Below are 13,744 nucleotides of genomic sequence, written 5' to 3' on the forward strand. Positions count from 1 at the left end.
GCAGGGCCACTGGCCTCGCCGCGCCCCTCTGTGTCAGTCGCGTACGAGCAGTTCGCCCGTCGGGGCGGTCAGGTCGCCGGCGTCGTTGATCTTCTGGCCGCGGAGCCAGGTGGAGCGGACCACGCCGTGGAGGGTCTTGCCCGCGTAGGCGGTGATCTTGTTGCGGTGCTGGAGGGCTGCCGGGTCGACCGTGAAGGTGGCGTCCGGGTCGAGGACGGCGAAGTCGGCGTCGCGGCCGGGGGCGATGGCGCCCTTGCGGTCGAGGCCGACCAGGGCGGCGGGGGCCGCCGCCATCCAGCGGACGACGTCCTCCAGGGAGTGGCCGCGGCCGCGGGCCGCCGTCCAGATCGCGGGCAGGCCGAGCTGGAGGGAGGAGATGCCGCCCCAGGCGTTGCCGAAGTCCGGGGTCTTCAGGTCGGTGGTGGAGGGCGAGTGGTCGGAGACGATGCAGTCGATCGTGCCGTCGGCCAGGCCCTGCCACAGCGCGTCCTGGTTGGCGGACTCGCGGATCGGCGGGCAGCACTTGAACTCCGTCGCACCGTCCGGGATTTCCTCGGCGGTGAGGGTGAGGAAGTGCGGGCAGGTCTCGACCGTGAGCTTGACGCCCTCCGCCTTGGCCGCCGCGATCAGCGGCAGCGCGTCGGAGGAGGAGAGGTGGAGGACGTGGACGCGGGCGTCGAGCCGCTTGGCGAGGGCGATGAGGCCGGCGATCGCGTCGTTCTCGGAGGCCCGGGGGCGGGAGGCCAGGAAGTCGGCGTACTTGGGGCCGCTGACCGGCGGCGCGCTCTCCAGGTGGTCCGGGTCCTCGGCGTGCACGATGAGCAGGCCGTCGAAGCCGGCGATCTCGCCCAGTGCCGCGGCCAGTTGCTCCTGGTCGAGCTGCGGGAACTCGTCCACGCCGGAGGGCGAGAGGAAGCACTTGAAGCCGAAGACGCCGGCGTCGTGCAGCGGCCGCAGGTCCTTGACGTTGCCGGGGATGGCACCGCCCCAGAAGCCGACGTCGATGTGCGCCTTGGAGCGGGCGACCTCGCGCTTGGTGTCGAGGTTCTCGGCCGTCGTGGTCGGCGGGAGGCTGTTGAGCGGCATGTCCACGAGCGTCGTGATGCCGCCGGCCGCGGCCGCGCGGGTGGCGGTCCAGAAGCCCTCCCACTCCGTCCGGCCCGGGTCGTTGACGTGGACGTGGGTGTCGACGAGTCCGGGGAGGAGGACGTCGTCGCCGAAGTCCTCGACCCGCGCCCCGGCGGGGGGCTCCGCGTCGTGCGGCAGCACCTCGGCGATCCTGCCGTCCCTGACCGTGACGGACGCCGCGCGCGTCCCCTCCGGAGTGATGACCCGCGTGGAGCGGAGCACCAGCAGTGCGTCGGACACCCGGTCCCCTTTCTTGTTGCTCGGTGCAAGTGCGGGTTTCCGCACTGCGAAATTCAACTTTCTGTTGAAGAGTCTTCACTTCGGGCGGCGGCCCGTCAAGACCCTTCAGGAGGCGTCGGCGGCCGTCACCCGTACCGGGTCCGCCGCCTGCTGCGGGGCCGCCGGCACCGCCCTGACCTGCGACGGGATGATCCCGTCCGGGATCTCGCCGGTCACGCGCCCGCGCCGGGACAGCGCGTAGTACAGCCCGCCGGCCACGCCCATGCCGAAGACCCAGGAGAAGGGCGCGACGGCGTCGAAGGCGGGCACCAGCGCGAGCACCGCGGCGACCACCGCGGACGGCACGAAGGCGAGGACCGCCTTGGGGTTGTAGCCCCTGCGGTAGTGGTACGCACCCGCCGCGTCGGCCGCGAACAGCGCGTCCACGTCGATCCGGCCGCGCCGGATGAGGTAGTAGTCCACCAGCAGGATCGCCACCAGCGGCCCGAGGAACGCGCCGAGGGCGCCGAGGAAGTACTGGATCACCAGCGCCGAGGAGTACAGCTTCCAGGGCATGACGACGATCGCGAGAACCGCCGTGATCATGCCGCCGCGCTTGAAGTTCAGGTACTTCGGGGCGAGGTTGGCGAAGTCGTACGCGGGCGAGACGAAGTTGGCGACCACGTTGATGCCGATGGTGGCGACGATGAAGGAGAGCGCGCCGACCACCGTGACGACCGGGTTGTCGATCTTCTGGATCACCTTCACCGGGTCATAGATCGCCTCGCCGAACACCGAGATCGTGCCGGCCGTGACGAGGACGGCGACCACCGCGAAGGCGGTGAAGTTCACCGGGAGGCCGATGAGGTTGCCGCGCCGGTAGGAGCGGTGGTCGGGGGTGAAGCGCGCGAAGTCGGCGTAGTTGAGGACGAGGGTGAGGAAGGTGGCGACCGTCAGGCTCACCGCGATCAGGCTTTCGCGCACCTGCGCCGTACCGCTGAGCCCGGTGAGGCTGTGGGTGAGCGAGATGTCGCCGCCCGCCTTGACGACCAGGTAGACGGCGAGCGCCAGGACCACGAGCCAGACGACCGGACCGGTCGCGAAGTCCTGGACCTTGCGGATGAACTCCATGCCGCGGGTCAGCAGGACGGCCTGCAGCCCCCACATGACCATGAAGGAGATCCAGCCCAGGGTGGACAGGCCGAGGAAGGAGTTGTGGTGGTACGCGTCGAGGCCGGGCGCGATCTGGATCGCGAGCAGCACCACCGCCGTCGAGGCGAGCCAGGTCTGGATGCCGTACCAGGCGACCGCCATCACGGCGCGCAGCAGCGCGGGGATGTTCGCGCCGTACACACCCCAGCTCGCGCGCGCCAGCACGGGGTACGGGACGCCGGTGCGGTGGCCCGCGTGGCCCATGCGGTTCATCAGCCAGTACACGATCGTGATGCCGACCAGCAGCGCGAGGAAGACCTCCCAGGCCGGCAGCCCGAGGACGAAGAGGCTGGCGGCGAAGGCGTAATTGCTGATCGCGTGGGTGTCGGACATCCACAGCGCGAAGACGCTGTACGTGCCCCATTTGCGCTCCGGGGCCGGCGCCAGGTCCTCATTGAAGAGGCGGGGGTCCGGCTGCGAGGGTGGTGCCACGTGAGCCTCCCGGGGAGTGGGAATCTACAGAGTGCAGATGTCAGATGCCTGATGTCTAGAGCTAGAAATACGGTCCAGACGTCAGATGCCTGATGTCTCCGGAGAAAAATCTGCGTTACGCGCGGACGGAACGGCCGAAACGGACAGCTCCGACGCCTGCTGCGACGCCTGCCCGCTGATCGGCCAGCCGCCGATCCGCTTCGGGCGCGGTGCGGCGAAGCTGCGTACGGTGCTCGTGGTGAGCCCCAGGCCGACCACGGCCTCGGCGAACTTCACGGCCGCCGCGACGCCGTCCACGACCGGCACGCCCAGCTCGGCCGCGACCTTCTCCTGCAGCCCGGCCATCCCGCCGCAGCCCAGACAGATCACCTCGGCACCCGCACGTACGAGTTCGCGAGCAGTCTCGACGATGATCCGCTCGGTCCGCCGCGCGTCCTCCTCCAGCTCCAGCACGCCGAGGCCGGTACCGCGGATGCCGGCGCAGCGCTGCAGCAGGCCCGCGGTCAGCAGCCGGTCGCTGATCTGCGGCACGGCGCGGTCGAGGGTGGTGACGACGCCGTAGGAGTGGCCGAGCATCATCGCCATCTGGGCGGCGCTCTCGGTGATGTCCAGGACGGGCACGTCCAGCAGCTCCTGCGCGCCCTCCCGCCCGGGCTCGCCGAACCCGGCCATGACCAGGGCGTCGAAGGGGGCGTCCAGGGTGGTGAGACGGTCCAGTACGGCCGCGGCGCTGAGGTACCCCTCGAAGTGGCCCTCGATCGACTCCGGGCCCCAGAGCGGTTCGGTGGCGAGAATTTCGGTGCCGGGGGCCGCCACGGCGGTGGCGGTGGCGCGGATCGACGCGGTCATGGAGGCCGTGGTGTTCGGGTTCATGACGAGAATGCGCATGACACTCCAGGAAGCCGGAGGCTCCAGCCGGGAAGCGCGACGGGACGGCCCGGGGATGGACGGACCCGGCAGCGGGGGCTCCGCGGAGGCGGTCCGGCGCTTCGGTGAATTGGAGGATTCCACAGAATGGGAAGTAGCTTTCGAGTTGCAGAACGTAGCTTCACCCACTAGGACCGTCAAGGGATCCTGACGAGTAACCCAGGTCGCATCCCGGGTCAGCCGCCAAACGGGGGCTGACCGGCGGGAACGACTGTGCGATAGACAGTGTGTCGACAGGATCGGACCGGTAGGCTGCTCCGGTCGGACGCGGAATTCTCCCTCTGCACGCGCCGGGCCCGACACCAACTGATCCGAAAGGAATGCGACGTGCCGTCGTCCAGCGCCAGCACTTCCGACGCAGCCAAGCCCGCAGCCGCGAGCGGCGGCGTCCAGTCTCTCGAGCGCGCCTTCGACCTGCTGGAACGGATGGCAGATGCCGGCGGCGAAGTGGGTCTCAGCGAGCTGTCGGCCAGCAGCGGGCTGCCGCTGCCGACCATCCACCGCCTGATGCGCACGCTGGTGGCCTGCGGTTACGTACGCCAGCAGCCCAACCGCCGGTACGCGCTCGGCCCCCGCCTGATCCGCCTCGGCGAGAGCGCCTCGCGGCTGCTCGGCACCTGGGCCCGCCCCTACCTCGCCCGGCTGGTCGAGGAGACCGGCGAGACGGCGAACATGGCGCTGCTGGACGGCGACGAGATCGTGTACGTGGCGCAGGTGCCGTCCCGGCACGCGGTGCGCATGTTCACCGAGGTCGGCCGGCGGGTGCTGCCGCACACCACGGGCGTGGGCAAGGCGCTGCTGGCGGGCCACGCGCCGGAGGAGGTCCGCGCGCTGCTCGGCCGTACGGGCATGCCGGCCGCGACCGAGAAGACGATCACCGAGCCGGATGCCTTCCTGGCCGCCCTCGAAGAGGTCGCCGGGCAGGGCTTCGCGGTGGACGACAACGAGCAGGAGATCGGCGTGCGCTGCATCGCCGTGCCGGTCCCGGACTCGCCGACCGCCGCGGCCATCTCGATCTCCGGCCCGACCGGCCGGGTCACCGAGGCCGCCACGGACAAGATCGTGCCGGTCCTCCAGGAGGTCGCCCGCGAGCTGTCGGTGGCGCTGGCGAACCAGAACCCGGCGTAGCGGAGCCAGTGGCCGCGTAGCGGAGCACGGGGCGTCGCAGAGATACGAGGCGGGGCGCGGGGCTTGTTGCCCCGCGCCCCGCCTCGTACGTCTCCCGGGCTCTTTCGTCCCTGTGGGCCCCCTGTGGAGCCCTTGTGGGATCAGCCGCGCGGCATGTCACCGAAGAGGTCGATGACCTTGCGCACCTCGGTGAGCGTCGGCGACAGCGCGCTGACCGAGCCCACCGCTCCCGCGATCAGCAGCAGGGCGCGGCGCAGCCGCGGCACTTCCGGCGTGCCGCTGCTCACCATGGCGTCCAGCGCGGCCAGTTCCTCCTCGGCGACGCCCCGGTCGGGCAGCTCCGCCGGGTACCCGGCCAGTTCGCGGCGGAGTCTGGCGACGGCCACGCGCAGCGCTTCGACCCGCGGGTCGTCCTCGACCCCGGTCTCCTGCCTCGCACGCTGCCTCTGCCATTGCTCCACAACGACGGCACCCTCCACGGCCGTTGGTTCGCACCGCACCTCATCGCCCCCTCACCCGGCCCCGCTCCATCGGGAAGCCGCGGATCAGTTAACGCCACGGTGCGCTATTCGCGCCATACGGAGAGCGAAATTCAGTTGGACCTCTCCCCCGCCGCCACATGACGCCCCACCGGCCCGTCCGGCGCGCCGCCGGGGCCCGGCGACCCCGCGGCCGGGGATGTCGCGACCGTGACCGGCGCGGTTCGGCGGAGGTCCGGCGGCAAATCTGACGCAGAATCGCCGTCGCGCCGGGCGGCGCTTGACTTCCAGTACGCGCCCGTGGTGCGCCGGGCGTACCGCGGGCGGGCACGGCGCGGCGTGCTGCGACGCGCCGCGATGCGGTAAGCACGTCCCATGACGACCTCCGGCGCCGACGCGCACCCCACCACTTCCCCGCCCGCCCCGCCCGCGGGAGCCGGGCGGCCCCCCGTCGCCGGCCTGTTGCTCGCGGCAGGCGGCGGGCGGCGGCTGGGCGGGCGCCCCAAGGCGCTGCTGGACTTCCGCGGCCGGCCACTGGTCGAGAACGCCGCGCGGGTGCTGCGGGAGGGCGGCTGCGGCCCGGTGCACATCGTGCTGGGTGCGGCGGCGGACACGGTACGCGCGCGGGCCGAGCTCTCCGCGTACGCGGTCACCGAGAACCCGGACTGGGCGCAGGGCATGGGCAGCTCCCTCCGAGTGGGCCTCGCCTCGCTGGCCGGTACGGGCGCGGGCGCGGTCCTGGTCTCCCTCGTCGACCAGCCGGGCATCGGGTCCGCTGCGGTGGCCCGGCTGGTGGCCGCGTACGAGGCGGGCGCGGACCTGGCGGCGGCGGTGTACGAGGGGCGGCGCGGGCACCCGGTCCTGTTCGGCGCGGAACGCTGGGCCGCGGTCGCGGCGGGCGCGTCGGGCGACCGGGGCGCGCGGGACTATCTCGCGGCGCACGCCGACGCGCTCACGCTCGTCGAGTGCGCGGACGTGGCCGAGCCGTACGACATCGACACCCCGGCCGACCTGCCCCGACTCGGCAGCCCTGGACGGGGGGCCGGACGGTAATGGAGCGTGACCACGATGGCACTCAGCGCCATTCGATCACCTCATCTGTCGATCAAAAGAATCTCGACGTCAACAAACCATTGAACTTCCGCCATAAGGAAACTACTCTCCACTGGTCAGAAGCGCCCTGAACCCCAGACGGCGCCCGCGACCGTATCTCGGAGCCCTCGGCACCCAGTGCCGCCAGGGCGCCCCGGCGGCCGTCAAGGCACCGCTGCTGAATGGAGTGACAGCCCATGTCCGCACCAGCGCCGTCCCCGCTGGCCATCGTCGAAGCCGAGCCCCTGGAGCGTCAGGGCGAGGTCCTCACCGAGGCCGCCCTGGCCTTTGTGGCTGAGCTGCACCGCCGGTTCACCCCCCGCCGCGACGAACTCCTCGCCCGCCGCGACGAGCGCCGCGCGGAGATCGCCCGCACCAGCACCCTGGACTTCCTCTCCGAGACCGCGCACATCCGCGCGGACGACTCCTGGAAGGTCGCCGAGGCCCCCGCGGCCCTCAACGACCGCCGGGTGGAGATCACCGGTCCCACCGACCGGAAGATGACCATCAACGCGCTCAACTCGGGCGCGAAGGTCTGGCTCGCCGACTTCGAGGACGCCTCCGCTCCCACCTGGGAGAACGTCGTCCTCGGCCAGCTCAACCTGATCGACGCCTACGAGCGCCGGATCGACTTCACCGACGAGCGCAGCGGCAAGTCGTACGCGCTCAAGCCCGCCGAGGAGCTCGCGACCGTCGTGATGCGCCCCCGCGGCTGGCACCTCGACGAGCGTCACCTCCAGCTCGACGGCAAGCCCGTCCCCGGCGCCCTGGTCGACTTCGGCCTGTACTTCTTCCACAACGCGAAGCGCCTGCTCGACCTCGGCAAGGGCCCGTACTTCTACCTGCCCAAGACCGAGTCGCACCTCGAGGCCCGCCTCTGGAACGAGATCTTCGTCTTCGCGCAGGACTACGTCGGCGTGCCCCAGGGCACCATCCGCGCCACGGTCCTCATCGAGACGATCACCGCGGCGTACGAGATGGAGGAGATCCTCTACGAGCTCCGCGACCACGCCTCGGGCCTGAACGCCGGCCGCTGGGACTACCTCTTCTCGATCGTGAAGAACTTCCGTGACGGCGGCGCCAAGTTCGTCCTCCCGGACCGCAACGCGGTCACGATGACGGCCCCGTTCATGCGCGCGTACACCGAACTCCTCGTGCGCACCTGCCACAAGCGCGGCGCGCACGCCATCGGCGGCATGGCGGCCTTCATCCCGAACCGCCGGGACCCCGAGGCCAACGAGAAGGCGCTCGCCAAGGTCAAGAATGACAAGGACCGCGAGGCCGGCGACGGCTTCGACGGCTCCTGGGTCGCCCACCCCGACCTGGTCCCGATCGCCCGCGCCTCCTTCGACGCGGTCCTCGGCGAGGCGCCCAACCAGAAGGAGCGCCTCCGCGAAGACGTCTCCGTCTCCGCCGCCGACCTCATCGCCATCGACTCCCTCGACGCCAAGCCCACCTACCAGGGCCTGGTCGACGCGGTCCAGGTCGGCACCCGCTACATCGAGGCGTGGCTGCGCGGCCTCGGCGCCGTCGCCATCTTCGGCCTGATGGAGGACGCGGCCACCGCCGAGATCTCCCGCTCGCAGATCTGGCAGTGGGTCGACGCGGGCGTCGTCTTCGAGGAGCCGGGCCACGAGGGCGAGAAGGTCACCGCCGACCTCGTCCGCCGCATCGCCGACGAGGAACTGGCCGCCATCCGCAAGGAGGTGGGCGAGGAAGCCTTCGCCGCCGGCAAGTGGCAGCAGGCCCACGACCTCCTCCTCCAGGTCTCCCTCGACACCGACTACGCCGCCTTCCTGACCCTCCCGGCGTACGAACTCCTGGACTGACGCCCGCCACGCGCCAGAGCCCTCGGGAATGCCCCGTGCCACCCGGCGCGGGGCATTCCCATATCCCAGGCACGGCTCACCTGAAGCCGGCCTCCGTGAAGCAGCACCCGCCACGTTCGGCGGGCGACAGGACCTGCACCGAGGAGAGCCGCGGGGCCTGCCGGAAGTACTGGCGGAAGCCGGCCGCGCGGAACTTCAGGTCGAACGCATGGCCTTCGATGTGCCATTGGGGGAAGTCGGCTCTGCCGTCGCCCGGCACCAGTCGGTGCACGTCGTCGATCGTCAGCTCCGGATATGTCCCTTTGTGGTCGAAGTCGCCTTCAATATCCCAGAATTCATCGAAAACCAACGTCGCCGGGGACATCCAGAAGGAAAAGTACTTCGCCGGCGGAATTGGATGGACCCAGCGCACGATGTAGTCGAGGTCCAGCAGCAGGCGCGGCAGAACGCCATCGGTCCGCTGCACGTACAAGCCATGGACAGTGGCGTCGTGCCAGCCCATGTCCTCGAAGTCGGATTCGCTCCAGACGCTTTTCGCCAGCCCTGATTCCCGGTGGTACCCGTCACTCTCCACCTTCCCATCCAAGCAGGCCCGGGCGGGGAGTTCGTCACGGGGCGGAGGTGTGCCCGCTCATGTGGAGAGCCGAGCGGACAGTCCGAAACGCCGACGTTCTTCATCGGTCAGCGCGCGAACGTCCATGCCGGCACGCTCCAGAAGCGATGCGCAAGCTGGGCCATCGGTCCGCTGTGGTAGATCCCACGCATATCTCACATGGTCTTCGCACGTCACCATGAATCGGCGCGCGTCGGCAGACCACTGGGCGTCCAGAATCTGGCGTCCTCCGAATCGGCTCACCGTGTGGCACGCCCCCGACGCCGCGAGCCAGAAGCTCGCCCAACCGCCGCCGCCAGTGGCCAAGTACCGACTATCGGGTGACCAGACCACAGCCCGAGCGTCCTCACCGACGGAGACCGTTTGCAGGTCTTCTTCGCCGTCTTGTGCATTCAGCACTCGGATTCGGCAATCCTCGCCGAGAACGGCAACCTTGCCTCCATCCGGAGACCAATCGAGATCCCTTACACCTCCGGAAGTGCTGGAAACAGTCACGAGACGCCTGCCCGAGCGGGCATCCCAGATGAACACCGTGCCATCCGCTGCCGCTCCCGCGAGCCGGAGACCGTCCGGACTCCACGTCAAAGCATTCCCCATACGAGCGACCGCCGTCATGGAGGCGACCCGCACTCCAACGACGCTGTCCCATATCTCGACCTGGTCGTCCTCGTGCAACCAGAAGTCGTGGCCGACGGTGGCGACGAGAGAGCTGTCAGGAGCCCACTTGACGGGAGACAGCACATTGGAGGCCGGTTCCAGAACGGTACGGCAGAGACCGTCAGCCACCTCGCGGATTTCCACACGCGCGCGAAAACCAATGGCGACAAGTTCACCGTCAGGGCTGCAACGGACTTCGCTCGGTCGTGGGTCCTGCGCACGCGTGATCTCTCGGATGCGGATCTCATGGTCAGGATGGGCCACGTATACCGCATCGCTGCCGAGCGACGTCGCCACGACTCGTTCGGAAGACCACGAAGCGCTGCTCAGCGGGCCGCTCAGCAGATGTCTGGGGTGGTGCGAACCGACGGCACAGATCCACATGCCACCGGCCCACACCCGCCACGCCAGAGTCGCTGAATCAGCACTCCAGGCGATCTCTTCGACGCCCCGCTCCACCTCAATGGTTTGCTGGATCTCGTGATCGGCGATACGCCACACTGTGAGGCACTGGTCTTCCGCCCCCATCCCAGGGCCCACGGCGAGAAAGCGCCCGTCCGGTGACCAGGCGAGGGCACTTGCCTGGTCACCGATGTGCCACTCGTCCAGCACTGCGCCGTCGCCCGCGGCGCGCACCTTCAGGACGCCGTCCAGCAGGATCGCTACCCGTTCACCGTCGGTCGACCAATCGAGCAGCACGTGACGCGCTTCGTCACTGGTACCGGTTCGCCATAGCATCTGCCCGTCCGCGACTCGGAACATTTGCAGATCACCGAAATGATCGGCTGCCAGCATGTCGCCCCGTGGCGAACACCTGAGCTTTTCAGCGTGCGGCGCCTCGACGAACCACTGCCTGTTCTCCTCGCCGTCTTCGCCCTCGGCCCATTCCACGATGTGAATCCCGGAGAACTCGAACTGAGCCACTATGGTTCGACCGCTAAAGGATGTGGCAAGCACCGGCTCTCTCCGGCCCCCGTGCTCGCGCGAGGTCGCGGTGAACGACGCATCATCGGTTCGGCGCACTGTCACCGTCCCGTCGGCGCCGACTACCCAGTAAGCCTTGCCAGAACCACTCAAACCGGCTGCCTCAGGAAGGCCGGAGCCCAGATATCGGTGGTCGACCAACTCGCCGTCCCGCGACCACGTACACATCACACCGTCCGTACCGATGCTCCTCAGACAGCCGGTCTCCTGGTCCCAGCCGAGGGAGAGCACCTTCCCCGAATGACCGAGATCAAGGAATTCGGCACTCGGCTCGCAAGCGATACCCCAGAGCGTCAGAACTGCCGTAGCCGTCGGTGCCCACTCCTCGCACGCGGCAGCAGCAAGAGCCAGCGCGAGTTCCCGATTGCCTTCCCGCGAGTACACCTGTTGTGCCCAGACGGCCACACTGTCCGCGCGGGCCTCGTTCCCCTCGGTCTCCCGCGCCCGGGACGCCTCGAGAAGGCGAAGAAGCGCAGGGCTGACGACAGTCGATGAAACCGTTTCTTCCGCCTCCTCCAGTCGTCGTCCACGGAGCAGATCGTCGGCCGAGCGCCCGCCCGAGTCCCAGGCTCGCGCGCGGCGTTCGAGTTCCGTTATCCGGCGTAACGCGCCTTCATGGTGCAACAGCAGTTCGTGGAGCCTGGGCCAGTGTCTGAGAATCGCCTCATGGACCAGATCGAACGCTTCGCCGGCCTGGTCTGCTTCCGTGACCAACCGTGCTGAGCGCAGGGACATGACTATCGCGTACGCCTGTTCTCCGAGTTCATACCTGGCCACGGAACGCCGCATGAAGCCGCGTTCGTCCCACGAGACGAACTTCAGGAGTACCGAGTCGATCATTTCCGGGGAGCATGCTTCGACCAGGACCGTGTACACACGCTCCGCGTGACGGCCGATGGCTTCGGACAGCGGTCCGGTCAGCTCGTAGAGATGCCGCCCGATCTCGTGGCTGTCACCCGCCCGCTCGTACAGCTCCCGGAGCAACTGACCCAGCAAGGGAAGCGCGTCACCAGCCGTCGCCTCCACCGTCAGTGCCTCCACGACACTGCCGTCGATGTCGACCCCGGCGGCACGAGCCGGCCCGGCGATGGCCTCCCTGACCTGCCGCGGGCGGAGAGCACCCAAGGGGTATTTGACACGGAAGAGGTTCGGGTGTCGTATCACCGCTGCTTCCCGCAGGCTGTCAGGAGGCAGGGCCGCCAGGACGTACAGGTGTGGATGAGCCTGCAGCGCCGCACCCAGCAGGTCGAGGAAGAGATCTCGCTCCTCCGCCGGGACAGAGCGGAAGACATCCTCCAACTGGTCGATGACCAGAAGGATCCGCGAGTGACGGCCCTGCGCAGCCACCAGGGCAGCTGTCAGGACCCGCGGTGCGCGTCGCGGGTCGCTCGCGAGTCCTGTTGCTTCGCCATATAACTCGGCCGCACACCGAAGGATGCTTCCCCGGTCCGCTTCCTCACTCTCCCGTACGAGCAGAGCATGAGCCAAGGCAGTAAAGGGTTCGACACCCGGGCGTATGGGGCCGAGCACTTTCCATCGCCGCCGCAGTTTAGGGAGGACTCCGGCTGCGATAAGAGAACTCTTGCCACTTCCTGAGGCCCCGACGACGGTGACGAAGCGCTGCCAGGCCGGCCCACCGACCGCGAGCCGACCGGTGATCTCGGCGATCTCCTCCGTGCGCCCGAAGAAGACACCCGCCCGGTCCTCCCCGAATGCCTGAAGGCCGGGGTAGGGGCTGTCAGGGCGCGTCCATGGTGTCTGCCGCCGAGCGGCTCTCCGCCGCACCAGTTCCCAGATCACCACCCCTGCCACGCCCGTTGACAACCAGATCGGCGCGTACTCGTCGATCGACCGCAGCGGACCCCACCAACCGGCAGGGTCGGCGGTGACCAGGTTGGTTCCGAAGCCGAAGATCAGACCGGTGACGAGAGCGACGAGGTCGAGCGACGACTTGCGTGGCATCTTCACGAACACTCCTTGCCAGCCTCCGGGATGGCCCTTCGCAAACTATGAAACGCATGACGGCCGCCGAGACAGGTCCGAAGAACTGACCGCCAACTCCCGGCGTTCTGACGGGTATACGGCAACTCCCGCCTCTGGTAGGAAAGCTTCCTAACGATTGGGGAATCCCCATGGACCCCCCACGGAGCACTCCTGACAGGAGGAGATCCACCATGCGTACCCGATCGAAAGTCGCGGCGGCCGGCAGGACCGTCGCCGGCGCCGTCCTCGGTCTCGCACTGCTCGCCGTGCCCTCGTCGGCGCATGCCGCGCCGGCCGGGCTCGATGATCCGGCGAAGAAGGAGATCGCCATGCAGCTGGTGTCCAGTGCGGAGAATTCCTCGCTGGACTGGAAGGCGCAGTACGGCTACATAGAGGACATCGGGGACGGGCGCGGGTACACCGGCGGGATCATCGGGTTCTGTTCCGGGACGCACGACATGGTGGAGCTGGTGGAGCTCTACACGCAGCGGAAGCCGGGGAATGGGCTGGCCGAGTACCTGCCCGCGTTGCGGGAGGTGGATGGGAGCGATTCGCACGAGGGGCTGGACCCGGGCTTCACCGATGCCTGGAAGGAGGCCGCGAAGGATGCGGACTTCCGGAAGGCGCAGAACGATGAGCGGGACCGGGTGTACTTCAACCCGGCGGTGAAGCGGGGGAAGGCCGACGGGGTCGGGGTGCTCGGGCAGTTCGCGTACTACGACGCCATCGTGATGCATGGCGACGGGGACGACGCGACCAGCTTCGGCAGCATTCGGAAGAAGGCGCTGGCGAAAGCGAAGACGCCCGCGCAGGGCGGGGACGAGAAGAAGTACCTCGGTGCCTTCCTGGACGCCCGGGTGTGGGCGATGAAGCAGGAGGAGGCGCACAGTGACACGAGCCGGGTGGACACCGCGCAGCGCGTCTTCCTCAACAAGGGGAATATGAACCTGGATCCGCCGCTGGACTGGAAGGTGTACGGGGATCCGTACCACATCGGCTGACCGCTGCGGCGCCGGCCGGTCCGGCACGCCGTAGGCCGGCGGGCGGGGCACCCCACGCGC

The 13,744-nt window shown here is 69.0% G+C and carries 10 protein-coding genes; 4 read left to right on the top strand and 6 right to left on the bottom strand.

The window, feature by feature from the left end:
- Positions 1-33: 33 nt before the first annotated feature.
- From allB to IG84_RS0123820, 3 genes are all read right to left on the bottom strand, one after another.
- Complete coding sequence (allB, locus tag IG84_RS0123810) at positions 34-1,368, bottom strand: allantoinase AllB (RefSeq protein WP_031060875.1); 1,335 nt, start codon at positions 1,366-1,368, stop codon at positions 34-36.
- Positions 1,369-1,473: 105 nt separating this feature from the next.
- Positions 1,474-2,991, bottom strand: coding sequence for an NCS1 family nucleobase:cation symporter-1 (locus tag IG84_RS0123815; protein ID WP_063761841.1), 1,518 nt, complete (start codon positions 2,989-2,991; stop codon positions 1,474-1,476).
- Positions 2,992-3,072: 81 nt separating this feature from the next.
- Entirely contained in the window at positions 3,073-3,879 is an 807-nt protein-coding gene (locus tag IG84_RS0123820) for an aspartate/glutamate racemase family protein (protein ID WP_031060881.1), read from the bottom strand.
- A gap of 366 nt (positions 3,880-4,245) precedes the next feature.
- On the opposite strand from IG84_RS0123820, the gene IG84_RS0123825 reads away from it, so the two are divergent.
- Complete coding sequence (locus tag IG84_RS0123825) at positions 4,246-5,046, top strand: IclR family transcriptional regulator (RefSeq protein WP_031060886.1); 801 nt, start codon at positions 4,246-4,248, stop codon at positions 5,044-5,046.
- A gap of 140 nt (positions 5,047-5,186) precedes the next feature.
- Here the strand turns inward: IG84_RS0123825 and IG84_RS0123830 are convergent, their stop codons facing one another.
- Entirely contained in the window at positions 5,187-5,507 is a 321-nt protein-coding gene (locus IG84_RS0123830; RefSeq protein WP_031060889.1) for a DUF5955 family protein, read from the bottom strand.
- A 393-nt stretch (positions 5,508-5,900) separates the two neighbouring features.
- Here IG84_RS0123830 and IG84_RS0123835 point away from each other — a divergent pair, with 393 nt between their 5' ends.
- Complete coding sequence (locus IG84_RS0123835) at positions 5,901-6,578, top strand: nucleotidyltransferase family protein (RefSeq protein WP_078649276.1); 678 nt, start codon at positions 5,901-5,903, stop codon at positions 6,576-6,578.
- Between the two features lie 236 nt (positions 6,579-6,814).
- Positions 6,815-8,446 (top strand): malate synthase A, encoded by a 1,632-nt coding sequence (gene aceB, locus IG84_RS0123840; RefSeq protein ID WP_031060896.1) that lies wholly within the window; start codon positions 6,815-6,817, stop codon positions 8,444-8,446.
- Between the two features lie 76 nt (positions 8,447-8,522).
- Here the strand turns inward: aceB and IG84_RS0123845 are convergent, their stop codons facing one another.
- Positions 8,523-9,020: a hypothetical protein gene (locus IG84_RS0123845; RefSeq protein WP_031060899.1), complete on the bottom strand. Its 498-nt coding sequence runs from the start codon at positions 9,018-9,020 to the stop codon at positions 8,523-8,525.
- Between the two features lie 57 nt (positions 9,021-9,077).
- Entirely contained in the window at positions 9,078-12,662 is a 3,585-nt protein-coding gene (locus IG84_RS0123850) for an AAA family ATPase (RefSeq protein WP_245659568.1), read from the bottom strand.
- A gap of 212 nt (positions 12,663-12,874) precedes the next feature.
- On the opposite strand from IG84_RS0123850, the gene IG84_RS0123855 reads away from it, so the two are divergent.
- A complete protein-coding gene (locus tag IG84_RS0123855; protein WP_051862307.1) occupies positions 12,875-13,684 on the top strand; it encodes a chitosanase in 810 nt (269 codons plus the stop codon).
- Positions 13,685-13,744: the final 60 nt, after the last annotated feature.

It is taken from the genome of Streptomyces ochraceiscleroticus, assembly GCF_000720485.1.
Lineage (GTDB): Bacteria > Actinomycetota > Actinomycetes > Streptomycetales > Streptomycetaceae > Streptomyces > Streptomyces ochraceiscleroticus.

Bases quoted from the DNA above. Each gene is read 5' to 3' on its own strand.
- IG84_RS0123835 (WP_078649276.1), top strand. From the start codon at position 5,901: ATGACGACCTCCGGCGCCGACGCGCACCCCACCACTTCCCCGCCCGCC.
- IG84_RS0123855 (WP_051862307.1), top strand. From the start codon at position 12,875: ATGCGTACCCGATCGAAAGTCGCGGCGGCCGGCAGGACCGTCGCCGGC.
- aceB (WP_031060896.1), top strand. From the start codon at position 6,815: ATGTCCGCACCAGCGCCGTCCCCGCTGGCCATCGTCGAAGCCGAGCCC.
- IG84_RS0123850 (WP_245659568.1), bottom strand. From the start codon at position 12,662: ATGCCACGCAAGTCGTCGCTCGACCTCGTCGCTCTCGTCACCGGTCTG.
- IG84_RS0123820 (WP_031060881.1), bottom strand. From the start codon at position 3,879: ATGCGCATTCTCGTCATGAACCCGAACACCACGGCCTCCATGACCGCG.